This window comes from Serratia sp. B501 (assembly GCF_051172315.1).
Taxonomy (GTDB): domain Bacteria; phylum Pseudomonadota; class Gammaproteobacteria; order Enterobacterales; family Enterobacteriaceae; genus Serratia; species Serratia ureilytica.
Window position 1 is genome coordinate 111,212 of sequence record NZ_JBPIZB010000004.1, and the last position, 18,556, is coordinate 129,767.

The following is an 18,556-nucleotide window of genomic DNA, read 5'->3' on the forward strand; positions in this document are numbered from 1 at the left end:
TCAGTCGGCCAACTCCAAAATTCTCGCCACTAGCTGCGAGAAGCTTAATCCAAACTGGCGCGCCGCCATCGGCACCAGGCTATGACTGGTCATGCCCGGAGAGGTGTTCACCTCAAGCAGATAGAAGCTGCCATCGCTGTCTTGCATCACATCGACGCGGCCCCAGCCGCTGCAGTCCAGACCGCGGTAGGCGCGCAGCGCCAACGCCGCCATCTCGGCTTCCTGCTCGGCGCTCAAACCGCTCGGGCAGAAGTACTGCGTGTCGTCCGAAATGTACTTGGCCTGATAGTCGTAAAACACGCCGGCCGGCTGGATACGGATCGACGGCAACACTTGATCGCCCAGCATCGCCACGGTGTATTCCGGGCCGCTCAACCACTTCTCCACCAGCACATCGTCGTCATGGCGGAAGGCTTCTTCCAACGCCGCTGCCAACGCCGCGCTTTCGGTGACCTTGCTCATGCCGACGCTGGAGCCTTCACGGCTCGGCTTGACGATCACCGGCAGACCGAGATCCGCCACGCGCGCCAGCAGCGCCGCTTTTTCGGCGCCGAGATACAGCTGGCGATTCAGCGCCACGTAAGGCGCCACCGGCAAGCCCATCGACTGCCACACCATCTTGGTGCGCCATTTGTCCATGGTCAGCGCCGAGGCCATCACGCCGCTGCCGGTATAAGGCAACTCGAGGAACTCCAGCAGCCCCTGCAGGGTGCCGTCCTCGCCGCCGCGGCCGTGCAGCGCGATAAACACTTTGGTGAACCCCTGCTCTTTCAGCTGGGTCACCGGGAAATCGCGGGTATCGACGCCGTGCGCATCGATACCGGCTTCGCGCAACCCGGCCAGCACCGCGGCGCCGGACTGCAGAGAAACGTCACGTTCAGCGGAGGTGCCGCCCAGCAGAACTGCAACTTTATCAGCCATGGTGCTCCTCCTCTTTCTTCGGCGGCTGCAGCTTCAGCTCGGCCAGTTTACGGGCGATTTTGCCCACGTTGCCGGCGCCTTGCACCAGCACCAGGTCTTCATCCTGCAGCAGCTGCGCCAGGGTTTCCGGCACGGTATCGGCATCGGAAACCAGGATCGGATCCAGCTTGCCGCGGCTGCGGATGGTGCGGCACAGCGAGCGGCTGTCCGCGCCCGGGATCGGCGCTTCGCCGGCGGCGTACACGTCGAGCATCAGCAGCACATCCACCTGCGACAGCACGTTGGCGAAATCGTCGTACAGATCGCGGGTGCGCGTGTAGCGGTGCGGCTGGAAGATCATCACCAGACGCTTGTCCGGCCAACCGGCGCGCGCCGCCTTCAGCGTGGCATCCACTTCGGTCGGATGGTGGCCGTAATCGTCCACCAGCATCGCGCTGCCCGCTTTGCCGTTGACCGGCTCCAGCGGAAACTCGCCGAGGAAATCGAAGCGGCGCCCGGTGCCCTGGAAGCCCGCCAGCGCGCGCAGGATATCTTCGTCGTCGATGCCTTCTTCGGTCGCTACCGCCACCGCCGCCGCTGCGTTCAACGCATTGTGGCGGCCCGGCGCGTTCAGCGTCACCGTCAGCAACGGTTTGTCCTGACGGCTCAGGGTAAAGTGCCCCTGCGGCCCAATCTGCCGGTAGTCTTCGATGCGCACGTCGGCATCTTCACTGAAGCCGTAGGTGGTGATATGGCGACCCACGCGCGGCAGCAGCTCACGCACCACCGGATCGTCGATGCACATCACTGCGCGACCGTAGAACGGCAGGTTGTGCAAGAAATTGATAAACGTCTGCTTCAGGTTCTCGAAGTCGCCCTGGTAGGTGTCCATATGGTCGGCTTCGATGTTGGTGACCACGGCCACCATCGGCTGCAGATGCAGGAACGACGCATCGCTCTCATCCGCTTCCGCGATCAGATAACGGCTGGACCCCAGTCGTGCGTGGGTGCCCGCCGCCTTCACCAGCCCGCCGTTAACGAAGGTCGGGTCCAGGCGGGCTTCGGCGTAAATGCTCGAGACCATCGCCGTGGTGGTGGTTTTGCCGTGCGTGCCGGCGATAGCGATGCCGTGGCGAAAACGCATCAGCTCCGCCAGCATTTCAGCGCGGCGGATCACCGGGATGCGCGCTTCACGGGCGGCGACGATCTCCGGGTTGTCGGCGGAGATGGCGGTAGACACCACCACCACGCTCGCATCCAGCACGTTTTCCGGACGGTGATTGAAATAAATCGTCGCCCCGAGCGCGCTCAACTGCTGGGTCACCGGATTCGGCGCCAGGTCGGAGCCGCTGATCTGATACCCTTCGTTTGCCAACACTTCGGCGATACCACCCATGCCGGCGCCACCGATGCCGACAAAGTGAATGTGCCGGACGCGACGCATCTCGGGCACGATAGTACGTAGTTTCGCCAGTTGTTGTGTATTCATCACTCTCTCTAATCCGGATCCGGTACCCCGGCCCTACATCACATTGCTTTTATTCAGGTTCGGCGCGCCGAACCCCTGCACTCGTTACTTGGCGAGCCGCACCAGCTCCGCCGCCACGCGCTCGGTGGCGTCCGGAATGGCGACCGCGCGCGCTTTCTCGGCCATGGCCAGCAGCGTCTTGCGATCCCAGCTCGCCAGCAGTTCGGCCACCACATCGGCGTTGAACTGCGGCTGTTCGATAATCTTCGCCGCGCCGGCTTCTTCCAGCGGGCGTGCGTTCCAGTACTGTTGACGATCCTTGTGCATGAACGGCACGAAGATCGCCGGCAGCCCCGCCGCCGCGATTTCGCTGACGGTCAACGCGCCGGAGCGGCAGACCACCACGTCGGCCCAGGCATAGGCGGCGGCCATGTCGTCGATGAACTCGGTCACCTTGTGCTGCGTCTGCCCTACCCTCTCGTAGTCGCGCAGCACCGTTTCCAGCGCGCCCTTGCCAACCTGATGCCAGAGCGTAATTCTATCGCCCAAACGCGCCGCGACTTCAGGAACTGTCTGATTCAGCACGCGGGCGCCCTGACTTCCGCCAATCACCAGCACGCGGATCGGGCCTTCGCGCCCTTGCAACCGCTCTGCCGGCAACGGCAGCGCCAACACGTCGGTGCGCACCGGGTTGCCCACCACCTCGGCGTTCGGGAACGCGCCGGGGAAGGCCTGCATCACTTTGGCGGCGATGCGCGCCAGCCAGCGGTTGGTCAAGCCGGCGATGCCGTTCTGCTCGTGCAGCACCACCGGGATGCCGCACTGCCAGGCCGCCAGGCCGCCGGGGCCGGAAACGTAACCGCCCATCCCCAGCACCACATCCGGCTGATAACTGCGCATGATGGCTTTCGCCTGCCGCACCGCCTGCCAGATCCGCAGCGGCGCCGTCAACTGGGCCTTCAGGCCCTTGCCGCGCAGGCCGGAGATGCGGATAAAATCAATCTCGATCCCGTGCTTCGGCACCAGATCGGCTTCCATTCGGTCTGCGGTTCCGAGCCAGCGCACCTGCCAGCCCTGCGCCATCAGATGATGCGCGACCGCCAGCCCCGGGAACACGTGCCCGCCGGTACCGCCTGCCATCACCATTAAACGCTTAGGTTTCCCGCTCATCCCTTACCTCTTCACAAACGCCTGAGCCTTGGTCAGGCGCGTTTCATAATCAATTCGCAGCAACAGCACGATCGCCGTCGACATAATCAGCAAGCTCGAGCCGCCGTAACTGATCAGCGGCAGCGTCAGACCTTTGGTCGGCAGCATGCCCGCGGCGGCGCCAACGTTAACCAGCGCCTGGAAGCTGAACCACACGCCGATCGCGCAGGCCAGGAAGCCCGAGAAGCGTTGGTCGATCTCCAGCGCGCGGCGCCCGATGGACATCGCGCGAAAAGCGACGAAGAATACCATTAACAGGGCTAAAACCACACCGATATAGCCCAGTTCTTCACCCAAAATGGAGAAGATGAAGTCGGTGTGCGCTTCCGGCAAATACTCCAGTTTCTGCACCGAGTTGCCGAGCCCCTGCCCCCAGAACTCGCCGCGGCCGAACGCCATCAGCGACTGGGTCAACTGGTAGCCGCTGCCGAACGGGTCGGCCCACGGGTTCCAGAACGAGGTCACGCGGCGCATACGGTACGGTTCCGCGATAATCAGCAGCACCACGGCGAACACGCCGGAGCCGATGATCGCCAGGAACTGCCACATTTTCGCGCCGGCCAGGAACAGCATCGCCAGCGTGGTGATGAACAGCACCACCACGGTGCCGAGATCCGGCTGCGCCAGCAGCAGCACCGCCAGCACCACCATGACGCCCATCGGCTTACAGAAGCCCCAGAAGTTGCTGCGCACCTCTTCCACCTTGCGCACCAGATAGCTCGCCAGGTAGCAGAACAGCGACAGCTTGGACAGCTCCGCCGGCTGAATACGCAGCGGGCCAAGCGCGATCCAGCGCGAGGCCCCGTTCACCGAGCTCCCCACCACCAGGACGATCAGCAGCATCACGATCGACATCAGCAGCATCACGTTGCTGTAGCGCTGCCAAACTTCCATCGGGATGCGCAGCGTCACCAGCGACAGGCCGAACGCCAGGCCGAGGTACAGCGCATCGCGTTTGGCGAACAGGAACGGATCGTCCGCCAGGCGTTGGCCGATCGGCATCGACGCCGAGGTCACCATCACGAAGCCGATGATCGCCAACCCGAAGGTCAGCCACAGCAGGGTGCGATCGTACAGCACCATGTTGACCGCGTCGTTGTCGCGCGCGCCGGTCACCCAGTCTTTCAGCCGTTCTGTCAGCCCGAAGTTCGGCAAGCGTAGTTTCATCCGCCAAGCTCCTGCGCCAGGCGGGCGAACTCATCGCCGCGCACTTCAAAATTACGGAACTGATCGAGACTGGCGCAGGCCGGCGACAACAGCACCATATCGCCGGGCTGTACGCGGCCGGCGATGGTGCGCATCGCCTGCTCCATGGTCTCGGTCAGCGTCGCCACTTCCGGCCGCAGCTGCGCCAGCTGGGCGCCGTCGCGGCCAAAGCAATACAGCCGCACGTTGTCGCCCTGCAGATAGCGCGCCAGCGGCGAGAAATCGGCGGACTTGCCGTCGCCGCCCAGCAGCAGATGCAGCGTGCCGTCCACCTGCAGGCCGTTCAGTGCCGCTTCGGTGCTGCCGACGTTGGTGGCTTTGGAATCGTTGATCCAACGCACGCCGTTGTGCTCCCAGGCCAGCTGGAAGCGGTGCGCCAGGCCGGTGAAGGTGGTCAACGCCTTCAGGCTGGAGGCACGCGGGATATTGACCGCATCCGCCAACGCCAGCGCCGCCAGGGCATTAGTGTAGTTGTGGCGGCCGGTCAGCTTCATCTCGCGCGTATTCAGCACCTTCTCACCGCGCACCCGCAGCCAGGTTTCCCCCTGCTGGCGGTTCAGGTGATAGTCGCCCACGTCCGCCCCGAAGCTGACGCAGCGTTCGTCGGCGCCGCGCACCGGCATGGTCAGCGCATCGTCCGCGTTCACCACGCACACCGCGGCGTTTTCATACACGCGCAGCTTGGCGCCGCGATACTGCTGCAGGCCGAACGGATAGCGATCCATATGATCTTCGGTCACGTTCAGGATGGTCGCCGCCGCCGCCCGCAGGCTATGCGTCGTTTCCAGCTGGAAGCTGGACAGCTCCAGCACGTAAAGCTGACATTCCTGGCGCAACAGGCTCAGCGCCGGCAGGCCGATATTGCCGCCCACGCCCACCGCCCAACCGGCGGCTTTCGCCATCTCGCCCACCAGGGTGGTGACGGTGCTCTTGCCGTTGGAGCCGGTAATCGCCACGATCGGCGCCTGCGCCTCGCGGCAGAACAGTTCGACGTCGCCGACGATTTCCACGCCGGCGTCAGCCGCGGCGCTCAATGCCGGGGTCGCGAGCGCGACGCCCGGGCTGGCGACGATCAGATCCGCCGCCAGCAGCCAGTCCTGGTTCAGATCGCCCAGATGGCGCTCCACGCTTTCAGGCAGTTTGTCCAACCCTGGCGGCGCGATACGGGTATCCATCACGCGCGGCGTCACGCCGCGCGCCATGAAGAAATCGACACAGGACAGGCCGGTGAGGCCCAACCCGATGATGACGACTTTTCTACCCTGATAGTCTGCCATGATTAACGCACCTTCAGCGTTGCCAGGCCAATCAGCACCAGCATCAGCGAAATGATCCAGAAGCGCACGATCACGCGCGGCTCCGGCCAGCCTTTCAATTCATAGTGGTGGTGGATCGGCGCCATGCGGAAAATGCGTTGTCCGCGCAGCTTGAACGATCCCACCTGCAGGATCACCGACAGCGTCTCTACCACGAACACGCCGCCCATGATCACCAACAAAAACTCCTGGCGCAGCAGCACCGCGATAGTGCCCAGCGCGCCGCCCAGCGCCAGTGAACCGACGTCGCCCATAAACACCTGAGCCGGGTAGGTGTTGAACCACAGGAAGCCGAGGCCGGCGCCGACGATGGCGGTGCAGACGATCACCAACTCACCGGCATGACGCAGATACGGAATATGCAGGTAGTTGGCGAAGTTCATGTTACCGGTCGCCCAGGCCACCAGCGCGAAACCGGCCGCCACGAATACCGTCGGCATAATCGCCAGGCCGTCCAGACCGTCGGTCAGGTTGACCGCGTTGCTGGTGCCGACGATGACGAAATAGGCCAGCAGGATGTACAGCAAGCCCAACTGCGGCATCACGTCCTTAAAGAACGGCACAACCAGCTCGGTGGCTGGCGTGTCTTTTCCTACGGCGTACATGGCGAATGCGACAATCAGCGCAATCACCGACTGCCAGAAATACTTCCAGCGGGCGATCAGTCCTTTGGTGTCCTTACGCACCACCTTGCGGTAGTCATCGACGAAACCGACGATGCCGTAACCCACCAGCACAAACAGCACGCACCAGACATACGGATTGGACGGGTAGGCCCACATCAGCACCGAAATGGTGATGGAGGTCAGGATCATGATGCCGCCCATGGTCGGCGTGCCGCGCTTGCTGAAGTGCGACTCGGGGCCGTCGTTACGCACCACCTGGCCGAAGGACATTTCTTGCAGACGCTTGATCACCCGCGGGCCCATCCACAGCGACAGGAACAGCGCGGTCAGCAGGCTGACAATGGCTCGGAACGTCAGATAAGAAAAGACGTTGAAGCCTGAGTAATACTTGACCAAATGCTCGGCCAGCCAAACTAACATGGTGCTTTCTCCTGTAACGCGCGTACTACCTGCTCCATTGCGGCACTACGTGAACCTTTGATTAACACGGTGATGACCGCATGTTCCGACAGTAATTCCGCCACGCGCGCGATCACTGCTGTCTTGTCCTGATAATGTTCGCCGTTGCCGGAAGCCTCGCTCAGCACGCGGCTCAACCCGCCGACGCTGATCACTTTATCGACCCCGGCCTGGCGGGCGGCTTCACCCACCTGACGATGGCACTCTTCCGCTTCTGCGCCCAGCTCGGCCATATCGCCGACCACCATCACGCGGTAGCCCGGCATCTCCGCCAGCACCTGCGCCGCCGCGGTCATCGACCCGACGTTGGCGTTGTAGCTGTCGTCCAGCAGCAGCTTGCCTTCGGCCAGCGCCACCGGAAACAAACGCCCCGGCACCGCCTGCAATTGTTTCAACCCCTGACGCACCGCTTCGAGGGTGGCGCCCACCGACATCGCCAGCGCCGTGGCCGCCAGCGCGTTGGCCACGTTGTGGCGCCCCGGCAGCGGCAGCGCGATCTCGGCGGTGCCGAACGGGCTGTGCAGCGTAAACTGCGTGCCTGCGCCGTTCACCCGCACGTCGTCCGCGAAGAAGTCCACGCCTTCGGCCGCCTGCGGCGAGAAGCGCCAGACGGTTTTGCCGCCCAGCATGCTCTGCCAGTGCGGCCAGTCGTTGTTATCGGCGTTGATGATCGCCACGCCGTCGGCCGGCAGGCCGGTAAAGATTTCACCTTTCGCCTGAGCGACGCCGGCCAGCGAGCCGAAGCCTTCCAGGTGCGCCGCCGCCAGGTTGTTCACCAAAGCGGTCTGCGGACGCGTCAATGCGGTGGTGTAAGCAATTTCGCCAATGTGGTTAGCGCCCAGCTCTATCACGGCAAAATCATGCTGCGGCTCCAGACGCAACAGCGTCAACGGCACGCCGATGTCGTTATTGAAGTTGCCGGCGGTATACAGCACTTCGCCGCATTCACGCAGAATGGCGGCGGTCATTTCTTTCACCGATGTCTTGCCCGAGGAGCCGGTCAGCGCCACCACGCGCGCCGGCACCTGCTGACGCACCCAGGCGCCAAGCTGCCCCAGCGCCAGACGGGTGTCTTTCACCACCAGCTGCGGCACGTCCACCAATAAGCGCTTACTGACCAGCAACGCCCCGGCGCCTGCGGCTACGGCATCCGCCGCAAAGTCGTGAGCGTCGAAACGCTCGCCTTTCAGCGCCACAAACAGGCAACCGGCGGTCACCTTGCGGGTGTCTGTCGTCACCTCGACAATTTGGCAATCGGCGCCGATCGGTTCAGCGCTCAATACCTCAGCCAGTGTCTGAAGAGAGACAGGGATCATGCCAGCACCCCCAGCAGTCGGGCGACCGTCGTGCGGTCGGAGTAATCCAGGCGGCGGTTGCCCACCAGCTGATAATCTTCGTGGCCTTTGCCCGCCACCAACACCACATCCTGCTCCTGCGCCTGCATGATGGCGCTGGTCACCGCTTCGGCGCGCCCGTGGATCACCAGCGCCTGCCCGGCATCCAGCAATCCGGTCAGGATATCGTTGATAATCGCGCGCGGCTCTTCGGTACGCGGGTTGTCATCGGTGATCACCACGCGATCGGCGAACTGCTCGGCGATGCCGCCCATCAGCGGACGCTTGCCCTTGTCGCGATCGCCGCCGCAGCCGAAGACGCACCACAGCTGCCCCTGGCAGTGCAGGCGCGCCGCTTCCAGCGCTTTCTCCAGCGCATCCGGCGTGTGGGCGTAATCCACCACGACCGTCGGTTTGCCCGGCGCGTTAAACACTTCCATGCGGCCGCAGACCGGCTGCAGACGGTTGCCGGTTTCCACCAGCGCCTCCAGCGGGTAGTCCAGCGACAGCAGCGTCGCCAATGCCAACAGCAGATTGCTGACGTTGAAAGCGCCCATCAGGCGGCTTTCGATCTCGCCGTCGCCCCAGCTGGAGCTGAACCGAACCGTGGCGCCGTTGTCGTGATAATCGACCGCCGTGGTTTTCAGCCAGCGGCCGTGACAGCCCGGCTGCAGGTTGTCCTGCATCGTCACCGCCACCGCATCCGGCAGCTTGCTCAGCCAGCGCTGGCCGACTTCATCGTCGGCGTTGATGATCGCCTGCCCCACATTGTGGGCGGCGAACAGCGACCATTTGGCCGCTTCGTAATTGGCCATGTCACCGTGGTAATCCAGGTGATCGCGGCTCAGGTTGGTGAAGACCGCGGCAGCGAACGGCAGCGCCGCCACCCGGTGTTGCACCAAACCGTGGGATGAGACTTCCATCGCGGCGAAGGTCGCGCCCTGTTCCGCCAAGTCGTTTAATACGTGTTGAACATCCACCGCGGAACCGGTGGTATTCTCGGTCGGGCAGACCTGGCCCAGCAGACCGTTGCCGACGGTGCCCATCACCGCGCTGGTTTCGCCCAGCAGTTGGCTCCACTGCGCCAACAACTGCGTGGTGGTGGTTTTGCCGTTGGTGCCGGTCACGCCGACCAGGCGCAGACGCTCGCCCGGCTGATGGTAAAAACGCCCGGCCAGCGCGGAAAGGCGCTGGTTCAGTTGGCTCAGGTAGATCACCGGCACGCCGTGCATCTCAACGATGGCGCCGTCTTCGGCCTGACCGTCAGCTTCGGCGATCACGGCGGCGACGCCCTGCGCGATGGCCTGCGGAATATAGCGGCGTCCATCCGTTTGATGGCCAACCACGGCGACAAACAGATCCCCGGCAGCCGCCACACGGCTGTCTAATGTCATTTCCCGCAGCGCGCGCCCGGGCGCCGTCGGCACCCACGGGGCGAGTAAGTCGCGCAAATTACGATCTGCCACCTGAACCCTCTTTCTTGTTAATCACTAATTCGCTTTTGTCACCGGTGGGCAACGCGTCAGGCTCGACGTTCATGGTGCGCAATACGCCGCCCATGATGGCGCCGAACACCGGCGCGGAGATTGCGCCACCATAGTATTTCCCACCCTGCGGGTCGTTGATGACGACCACCAGGGCAAAACGGGGGTTACTTGCCGGCGCGACGCCGGCGGTATAAGCGATGTATCGGTTGACGTATTTGCCGTCCGGGCCCACTTTTTTCGCGGTACCGGTTTTGATGGCGATACGGTATCCCTTGATGGCGGCTTTCACGCCGCCGCCGCCCGGCAAGGCCACGCTTTCCATCATGTGCACCACGGTGCGCACCAGAGGTTCAGGGAAAACGCGTTCGCCGGCGACCGGAGGGTCAACCTTGGTGATCGACAATGGGCGATACACGCCCAGACTGCCGATCGTTGCATAGACTCGCGCCAACTGTAACGGAGTTACCATCAGCCCGTAGCCGAAAGAGAAGGTGGCCCTCTCTATGTCAGACCACCGTTGTTTTTTTGGGTATATGCCACTGCTTTCTCCGACCAGCCCCAAATTGGTCGCTTTTCCCAGCCCAAAACGAGAGTAAGTATCTACTAACGCTGAGGACGGCATCGCTAACGCCAGCTTTGAAACACCGACGTTACTCGACTTCTGCAAGATCCCGGTCAATGACAGCTCCGAGTACCGCGCCACGTCTTTGATCTCGTGGCCCTGAATGCGGTACGGGATGGTGTTCAGCACGCTGTTTTCTCTCACCACGCCGTTTTGCAGCGCGGTCATCACCACCATTGGCTTCACGGTTGAACCGGGTTCAAAAATATCGGTGATAGCGCGGTTACGCATGGTTTCTTTCGGCGTACCGGCCATGTTGTTCGGGTTGTAAGACGGGCTGTTGGCCATCGCCAGCACTTCGCCGGTGTTCACGTCGATCAACACCGCAGTGCCCGATTCGGCCTTGTTGAACGCCACGGCGTTGTTCAGCTCGCGATACACCAGCGCCTGTAGGCGCTCATCGACGCTCAGCACCAGGTTATGCGCCGCCTGGCTGTCGACGGAGGAGATATCTTCAATCACTCGGCCGAAGCGGTCCTTGCGCACCGTTCTCTCGCCCGGTTGCCCGGTCAGCCAGCGATCGAAGCTCTTCTCGACGCCTTCGATGCCTTGCCCGTCGATGTTGGTCACGCCGATGATGTGCGACGTCACCTGCCCCGCCGGGTAGTAACGGCGCGACTCCTGCCGCAGGTAGATCCCCGGCAGCTTGAGTTTGTGGATGTAGTCGCCGATCGCCGGGTTAACCTGGCGCGCCAGATAAACGAAGCGCCCTTTCGGGTTGGCGTTGATGCGGTTGGAAAGCTGGTCCAGCGGGATGTTGAGCGCATCGGAAAGCGCTTTCCAACGGCTGTCCAGCGTGATGCCGCCGCGTTCGTTCAGCTCTTTCGGATCGGCCCACACCGCATTCACCGGCACGCTGACCGCCAACGGACGGCCGGCGCGATCGCTGATCATGCCGCGCGCGGTCGGCACTTCCTGCACGCGCAGCGAACGCATGTCGCCTTCTTTCACCAGACGATCGGGGTTGATGACCTGCAGGTACGCGACGCGCAGCATCAGGCCAACCATCGCCAGCAAAATGCAGCCGCACAGCAACGCAAAACGCCAGCTGACAAAGCTGGCCTGATCTTCCTGGCGTCTCAACTTACCGGGGCGCGCTGCTTTCATGCGTTTCCTTTCTACTCCGTGTCATTATTCCGGTTAAACCATTCATTGTTTAACGATGATATTTTCCTGCGATGGATCAACGTGTTGCATCTGCAGTTTTTCTGTCGCGATACGTTCAACCCGGCTGTGATCGCCGAGGGCGTTCTCTTCTAAAATCAGGTTGCGCCACTCGATATCCAGCGCATCGCGCTCCAGAACCAGCTGCTCGCGTTCGGCGGTCAGCAGGCGGGTGCGGTGCGCGGTGGTCACCACGAAAATCGCGGAGACCAGTGACGCAATCAGTAAAATCATGGGGATCTTGGCGTTGCGCAGCAGATCGCCGCCAATCACCCCGACCAGGCCGTGACGTTCGTTGCCAATCACGCGGGCATCCTCTCAGCAATGCGCAGCACCGAGCTGCGCGCACGCGGGTTGTCCGCCACTTCCGCTTCCGACGGCATCATTTTGCCCAGCGCTTTCAGCGTTCGCCCGCCCATGCCGCGCAGTTGCTCCTCGGTCAACGGAATGCCGGCCGGCACCTGAGCGCCGCGGCTGTGGTGTCGCATAAAGCGTTTGACGATGCGGTCTTCCAGCGAGTGGAAGCTGATGATCGACAAACGGCCCTGCGGGGCCAGCACTTCCAGCGCGCCGTCGAGCGCACGCTCGATCTCTTCCAGCTCGCTGTTGATATAAATGCGGATCGCCTGGAAGCTGCGCGTCGCCGGATGCTTGTGCTTTTCACGGAACGGGCTGGCATCGGCGATCAGATCCGCCAGCTCTTTGGTGCGCGTCATCGGCTCCACGCGGTTTCTTTCGACGATGGCGCGCGCGATGCGCTTGGCAAAACGCTCTTCGCCGAAGGTTTTCAGCACCCAGGCGATGTCGTCCGCTTCGGCCTTCATCAGCCACTCTGCGGCAGACAGGCCGGTGGACGGATCCATGCGCATGTCCAGCGGACCGTCGCGCATAAAGGAGAACCCGCGCTCCGCGTCGTCAAGCTGCGGCGAGGAAACGCCCAGATCGAGCAGAACGCCGTCGATCTTGCCCACCAGCTCGCGCTCCCGCACATAGTGCGACAACTCGGAAAATGGGCCGTGTACGATGGTAAAACGAGGATCTTCAATAGATTTGGCGGCTGCAATCGCCTGAGGGTCACGGTCAATTGCCAGCAAGCGCCCTTCCGGCCCCAGTTGGGACAGAATCAGACGAGAATGGCCACCGCGACCAAAAGTACCGTCGATATATATGCCGTTGCTGCGGATATTGAGGCCGTTGACGGCTTCGTCCAGCAGGACGGTGGTGTGTTTATAGTTTTCCAACATGCTTATAGCGACAAGTCCTGTAGCCGCTCAGACAACGGTTCCTGAGTCGACTGTTCAGCGTCAATATCATCCTTGACTTGTTGATACCAGGTCTGTTCATCCCACAGTTCAAACTTGTTGAACTGACCGACCAGCATCACTTCTTTCGTGAGCCCGGCGTGTTGCCGCAGCGTACTGGCTAACAGCAAACGACCGGCACTATCCATCTGACACTCACTGGCATGTCCCAACAGCAGGCGCTGAACGCGGCGCTCGGCGGGATTCATGCTCGACAGACGTGATAATTTTTGTTCAATAATTTCCCATTCGGGCAAAGGATAAAGCAGCAGGCAGGGCTGATGGAGGTCAATGGTACAGACCATTTGGCCTTGCGATTCCTCGTTGAGCAATTCCCGATATCGGGTAGGTACGGCGAGCCGCCCTTTGCTGTCGAGGTTGACCATCGTCGCTCCACGGAACATTCCTGAGCTACCCCTTAGTGACCGTTTTCACCACTTTACCCCACAAATTCCCACACAATGGAGTTTACGGAGGGTATGAAAACCTTGTCAAGCCAGAGCGCCAGCGCTTTGGCAATATTTCTCTGGTCGTTTTGGGAGCTGACTCGCGAAAGAAACTCTGATTATTCGACGATTAAAAATTAACACCATGATAAACGGAGAGAATTTTCTAAGCGGAAAGAATCTGATTAAAAACCTGACGAACTGGCGATTAATTAACTCATTACTTCCTTCTGCAAGCCATGTCTCATTTTTCAGCTCGGCAATCTCAGGGCTGTAACCGCTGCCGCCCCGCGCGCGCCAAGGCTCGGCGCCTGACGAGTCGACCGCAGAATAAGGCCATAACTCCTTGAGTTAATAACGCTCAATCGTTATTCACCGTGAAACTGCGCGCTATTTTACTTCAATTTGCACCGCCGTGATGAGAGCACGGCGAAAATAAATGGCTCGGATATTACGAGCAGAAGTAATTTCGATTTAAATCAATTTGGTAAGATTATTCCCAAAACACCTGTTTACAATTATGGTTTCATTTTCTTACACCTTTATTTCCACAATTTTTGCCGGAAAAATCCCCCTGCGGACACAAAAAATCGCAACAGCATGTTTTTAATAGGTTTATTTAAAAACACCGATTTTAATCTCTCCATCCCTTCCTGCGCCCCGGCCCTGCGGGACAAAAACCGAACAAATGTTAAAAATAAAAATATAAACCTAGTTAAAAAACACAAACCAGAGCAGTAAACTATATAAAAAGCAAAAAACCATAACTAACAACTACAAATTATAAAATTAACAGCACATTAACACAAAAGGAGAGATGCATGCTTTCGCCCGCCGCACACTGGCGCAGCGCCGCTGCCGATACGTTTGCACTGGTGGTGTACTGTTTTATCGCCGGTATGGCGATTGAAGTGTTGATCTCCGGCATGAGCTTCCAGCAATCCCTCTCTTCACGCCTGTTGTCGATCCCGGTCAACATTCTGATCGCCTGGCCTTATGGCCGCTATCGCGATCTGTTTATCCGCACGGCGCGTCGTTGCCCGCACGGCCAGTTCCTACTGCGCAATCTCGCCGATCTGCTGGCTTATGTCAGCTTCCAGTCGCCGGTTTATGCTGCAATTTTATGGAGCGTGGGCGCCGACGGCCAACAAATGCTGGCGGCGGTAACCAGCAATGCGCTGGTCTCCATGGCGATGGGCGTGGTGTATGGTTACTTCCTGGAGTACTGCCGGCGGCTGTTTCGGGTAGCGGGTTACGTCTAAAGGAGCCCGCCAACGCGGGCCCCTGTCAGCCAAACTACTTGCGGCTCAGACTGCCGCGGCGGAACAGATTGCGGCGAATGCGCGTCAGCCCCGGCTTGGGTTTACGCGGTTCGTCCAGGCTGGCCAGCACCAGTTCCAGCACGCGCTCGGCCACGTCGCGATGGCGCTGCGCAACCGCCAATACCGGGCACTCAAGGAAATCCAACAGTTCATGATCGCCGAAGGTGGCGATCGCCAGATCGGTCGGCAAGCGGCCGCGTTGCTTCAGCGTCACGTCCATCACGCCCTGCAATAAAGAGAACGACGTGGTAAACAGCGCCTGCGGCATCGGGTGCGTTTTCAACCATTCGGCAAACAGCGCGCCGGCGGCTTCGCGTTCGTAGCTGTTGGCGTACAGGTAATCGACGTGGCGGGGATCCTCTTGCCAGGCCTGGCGGAAGCCCTGCTCACGCAGGAAGCTGACCGAAAGCTCCGGCAAGGCGCCCAGGTACAGCACCGACTCCGCCGGGAAGGTGCGCAGCTCCTGCGCCAACGCAAAAGCGTCTTCCTGATCGGCGCCCACAACGCTGATGAAATGCTCGCGATCCAGCGCGCGGTCCAGCGCGATGATCGGCAGCGGATCGTTGGCCCAGCGTTGATAGAAAGGATGCTCCGGCGGCAAGGCGGTGGAGACGATGATGGCGTCCACCTGACGCTGCAGCAGGTGCTCAATGCAGCGCATTTCGTTGTCCGGCTGATCTTCGGAACAGGCGATCAGCAATTGGTAGCCACGCTGGCGCGCCTGGCGCTCCAGGTAGTTGGCGATGCGGGTATAGCTGGTATTTTCCAGATCCGGGATCACCAGGCCGATAGAACGGGTGCGCCCGGCGCGCAGCCCCGCCGCGACGGCATTCGGGTGATAGTTATGCTCCCTGACCACGGCCATCACTTTCTCGACGGTTTTATCGCTGACACGATACTGCTTCGCCTTGCCGTTGATGACATAACTGGCCGTCGTGCGCGAAACGCCCGCGAGACGCGCGATTTCATCCAGTTTCACATTAACCCCTTAATGACGCTGAAAATAGAAGTGAAGGCTGTGCTCGGATTAACCATGGCATCCCGTGCGGTTATTCAATCCAGCCTCTGCGATCTAACAGCAGAAAACACTACCTAGCAACCGCTTTTGCCGAAAGGTGCCGGCAATCGGGCAAAAAAGGCCGAAAAACAAAGGGCGCAGCCACGCCGCGCCCCCGATTATTCGCCGCCAGACCGCGCTCAGCGCATAATTTTGTCGCCGCGCGACACGCCAACCACGCCGGAACGGGCCACTTCCACGATCTCCGCCACTTCACGCACCGCGCTCAGGAAGGCGTCCAGCTTGTCGCTGGTGCCGGCCAGCTGCACCGTATACAGCGTCGCCGTCACATCGACGATCTGGCCGCGGAAAATATCGGCGCAGCGTTTCACCTCTTCACGGCCGTAGCCGCTGGCCTGCAGCTTCACCAGCATGATCTCGCGTTCAACGTGAGCGCCCTGCACCAGCTCGCTGACGCGCAACACGTCCACCAGCTTGTGCAACTGCTTCTCAATCTGCTCCAGCACTTTCTCGTCGCCGACGGTCTGGATAGTCATGCGCGACAGCGTCGGATCGTCGGTCGGCGCCACCGTCAGGCTCTCGATGTTGTAACCGCGCTGGGAGAACAACCCCACCACGCGCGACAGGGCGCCGGATTCGTTTTCCAGCAAGACAGATAAAATACGGCGCATGATCAAGTCCTCTCCGTTTTGCTAAGCCACATTTCGTCCATGCTTCCGCCGCGGATCTGCATCGGGTAGACATGTTCGGTTTCATCGACGGTCACGTCGACGAACACCAGCCGCTCTTTTTCCGCCAGCGCCTGCGCCAGCTTGCTTTCCAGCTCATCCGGCGTGCGGATGGCGATGCCGACATGGCCGTAAGCCTCGGCCAGCTTGACGAAGTCCGGCAGTGAATCCATGTAAGACTGCGAATGACGGCCGGAATAAATCATGTCCTGCCACTGCTTGACCATGCCCAGATAGCGGTTGTTGAGGTTCACCACCACCACCGGCAGGTTATATTGCAGCGCGGTGGACAGCTCCTGAATATTCATCTGAATGCTGCCGTCGCCGGTCACGCACACCACGGTTTCCTCCGGCAGCGCCAGTTTGACGCCCAATGCCGCCGGCAGGCCGAAGCCCATGGTGCCGAGGCCGCCGGAGTTGATCCAACGGCGCGGTTTGTCGAACGGATAATAGAGCGCGGCGAACATTTGGTGCTGGCCGACGTCCGAGGTGACATAGGCGTCGCCTTTGGTCAGGCGATGCAGGGTTTCAATCACCGCCTGCGGCTTGATGGTGCCGCTGTTTTTGTCGTAGCCCAGGCAGTCGCGAGCGCGCCACTGCTCGATAGACTGCCACCAATCGCGCAGCGCATCGTGATCCTGCGCTTTCTCGTCCTGCGCCAGCAGCTCCAGCATCTGCACCAACACCTGCTTGGCATCGCCGACGATCGGGATATCGGCGTCCACCGTTTTGGAGATCGAGGTCGGATCGATATCGATGTGCAGCACGGTGGCATCCGGACAGTATTTGGCCAGATTGTTGGTCGTACGATCGTCGAAACGCACGCCGACGGCGAAGATCACGTCGGCATGGTGCATGGTTTTATTGGCTTCATAGGTGCCGTGCATGCCGAGCATGCCGACGCTCTGGCGGTGGGTACCGGGGAAGGCCCCCAACCCCATCAGGCTGCTGGTCACCGGCAGGTTCAACTGCTCCGCCAACGCCAACAGTTCGGCTTCGCAGCCGGCGTTGATCGCGCCGCCGCCGACGTACATCACCGGCTTTTTGGCCGCCAGAATGGTTTGCAGCGCGCGTTTGATTTGCCCGCGGTGGCCCTGCACCGTCGGGTTGTAAGAACGCATGCTCACGTCCTGCGGATAGGCATAAGGCATCCGCACCGCCGGGCCGACGATGTCTTTCGGCAGATCGATCACCACCGGGCCGGGGCGGCCGCTGGAGGCCAGGTAAAAGGCCTTCTTCAACACCGCCGGGATGTCTTCGGTGCGTTTCACCAGGAAGCTGTGTTTCACCACCGGCCGAGAAATCCCCACCATATCGCACTCCTGGAAGGCGTCGTAGCCGATCAGCGAGCTGGGCACCTGCCCCGACAGGACGACCATCGGGATCGAGTCCATATAAGCGGTAGCGATACCGGTAATGGCGTTGGTGGCACCGGGGCCGGAGGTCACCAGCACCACGCCCACTTCGCCGGTGGCGCGCGCATAACCGTCGGCCATGTGCACCGCACCTTGCTCGTGGCGCACCAGAATATGATCGATCCCTCCGACCGTATGCAGGGCGTCGTAGATATCGAGCACCGCCCCGCCGGGGTAGCCGAATACATGTTTAACGCCCTGATCGATCAACGATCGGACGACCATCTCGGCTCCTGACAACATCTCCATGGGTTTGCCTCCAGGCTTGCTTATTCTTCTCTGGCGCCGGAACGTAGCGCCTGCTGCGGGGCAATGCCCCTAAATTTTTATGGGTTGTCGCTATCGAATTAACATAACGTCAGAATATGGGGCAGGCAAACGGCAAAATGGCTTAACGACGGCGGGGTTATTGCCAAGCGGCTGGAGATCGCGACTTTATAAAAACAATGCGCTAGCCCCAGGGGCGTCAGGCTAGGCATTGTTTCGAACAGAGGGAAAATTACAGAACTAAATCAGGCGAAGAATATGCCGTTTT

Annotated in this window: 16 protein-coding genes; 1 reads left to right on the forward strand and 15 read right to left on the reverse strand. The window is 61.0% G+C overall.

Going from position 1 to position 18,556, the window contains the following annotated elements; translation table 11 throughout:
• The 12 genes from ACSBQV_RS14120 to mraZ form a co-directional block, all read right to left on the reverse strand.
• Complete coding sequence (locus ACSBQV_RS14120) at positions 1-921, reverse strand: D-alanine--D-alanine ligase (protein ID WP_033651670.1); 921 nt, start codon at positions 919-921, stop codon at positions 1-3.
• Positions 914-2,389, reverse strand: coding sequence for a UDP-N-acetylmuramate--L-alanine ligase (gene murC, locus ACSBQV_RS14125; protein WP_025301571.1), 1,476 nt, complete (start codon positions 2,387-2,389; stop codon positions 914-916). The genes ACSBQV_RS14120 and murC overlap by 8 nt, the downstream gene beginning before the upstream one ends.
• Before the next feature lie 84 nt (positions 2,390-2,473).
• Positions 2,474-3,538, reverse strand: coding sequence for an undecaprenyldiphospho-muramoylpentapeptide beta-N-acetylglucosaminyltransferase (gene murG, locus ACSBQV_RS14130; protein WP_004932773.1), 1,065 nt, complete (start codon positions 3,536-3,538; stop codon positions 2,474-2,476).
• Between the two features lie 3 nt (positions 3,539-3,541).
• Positions 3,542-4,744, reverse strand: a complete 1,203-nt coding sequence (gene ftsW, locus ACSBQV_RS14135) for a cell division protein FtsW (RefSeq protein ID WP_015376649.1) — start codon at positions 4,742-4,744, stop codon at positions 3,542-3,544.
• A complete protein-coding gene (gene murD, locus ACSBQV_RS14140) occupies positions 4,741-6,060 on the reverse strand; it encodes a UDP-N-acetylmuramoyl-L-alanine--D-glutamate ligase (RefSeq protein WP_042783688.1) in 1,320 nt (439 codons plus the stop codon). The genes ftsW and murD overlap by 4 nt, the downstream gene beginning before the upstream one ends.
• 2 nt (positions 6,061-6,062) lie before the next feature.
• On the reverse strand, positions 6,063-7,145 hold the full coding sequence (mraY, locus tag ACSBQV_RS14145; RefSeq protein WP_004932782.1) for a phospho-N-acetylmuramoyl-pentapeptide-transferase: 1,083 nt from the start codon (positions 7,143-7,145) through the stop codon (positions 6,063-6,065).
• On the reverse strand, positions 7,139-8,500 hold the full coding sequence (gene murF, locus ACSBQV_RS14150; RefSeq protein WP_033651672.1) for a UDP-N-acetylmuramoyl-tripeptide--D-alanyl-D-alanine ligase: 1,362 nt from the start codon (positions 8,498-8,500) through the stop codon (positions 7,139-7,141). The genes mraY and murF overlap by 7 nt, the downstream gene beginning before the upstream one ends.
• On the reverse strand, positions 8,497-9,984 hold the full coding sequence (murE, locus tag ACSBQV_RS14155) for a UDP-N-acetylmuramoyl-L-alanyl-D-glutamate--2,6-diaminopimelate ligase (protein ID WP_099785563.1): 1,488 nt from the start codon (positions 9,982-9,984) through the stop codon (positions 8,497-8,499). Before murE ends, murF begins: the two co-directional genes overlap by 4 nt.
• Positions 9,971-11,734, reverse strand: a complete 1,764-nt coding sequence (locus ACSBQV_RS14160) for a peptidoglycan glycosyltransferase FtsI (RefSeq protein ID WP_004932790.1) — start codon at positions 11,732-11,734, stop codon at positions 9,971-9,973. The genes murE and ACSBQV_RS14160 overlap by 14 nt, the downstream gene beginning before the upstream one ends.
• Before the next feature lie 42 nt (positions 11,735-11,776).
• On the reverse strand, positions 11,777-12,097 hold the full coding sequence (gene ftsL, locus ACSBQV_RS14165; RefSeq protein WP_033651674.1) for a cell division protein FtsL: 321 nt from the start codon (positions 12,095-12,097) through the stop codon (positions 11,777-11,779).
• Positions 12,094-13,035, reverse strand: a complete 942-nt coding sequence (gene rsmH / locus ACSBQV_RS14170; protein ID WP_004932794.1) for a 16S rRNA (cytosine(1402)-N(4))-methyltransferase RsmH — start codon at positions 13,033-13,035, stop codon at positions 12,094-12,096. Before rsmH ends, ftsL begins: the two co-directional genes overlap by 4 nt.
• A 2-nt stretch (positions 13,036-13,037) precedes the next feature.
• Positions 13,038-13,496: a division/cell wall cluster transcriptional repressor MraZ gene (mraZ, locus tag ACSBQV_RS14175; RefSeq protein WP_004932796.1), complete on the reverse strand. Its 459-nt coding sequence runs from the start codon at positions 13,494-13,496 to the stop codon at positions 13,038-13,040.
• Positions 13,497-14,359: 863 nt separating this feature from the next.
• Here mraZ and ACSBQV_RS14180 point away from each other — a divergent pair.
• Positions 14,360-14,800: an L-alanine exporter AlaE gene (locus tag ACSBQV_RS14180; protein WP_033651675.1), complete on the forward strand. Its 441-nt coding sequence runs from the start codon at positions 14,360-14,362 to the stop codon at positions 14,798-14,800.
• A gap of 34 nt (positions 14,801-14,834) precedes the next feature.
• Here ACSBQV_RS14180 and cra read toward each other — a convergent pair whose 3' ends face one another.
• The 3 genes from cra to ilvI all read right to left on the reverse strand — a co-directional run bounded on the left by cra (position 14,835) and on the right by ilvI (position 18,270).
• Complete coding sequence (gene cra / locus ACSBQV_RS14185) at positions 14,835-15,839, reverse strand: catabolite repressor/activator (RefSeq protein ID WP_004932801.1); 1,005 nt, start codon at positions 15,837-15,839, stop codon at positions 14,835-14,837.
• A 218-nt stretch (positions 15,840-16,057) separates the two neighbouring features.
• Entirely contained in the window at positions 16,058-16,549 is a 492-nt protein-coding gene (ilvN, locus tag ACSBQV_RS14190; protein ID WP_004932806.1) for an acetolactate synthase small subunit, read from the reverse strand.
• A gap of 2 nt (positions 16,550-16,551) precedes the next feature.
• On the reverse strand, positions 16,552-18,270 hold the full coding sequence (ilvI, locus tag ACSBQV_RS14195; RefSeq protein WP_028127857.1) for an acetolactate synthase 3 large subunit: 1,719 nt from the start codon (positions 18,268-18,270) through the stop codon (positions 16,552-16,554).
• Between the last annotated feature and the right edge of the window lie 286 nt (positions 18,271-18,556).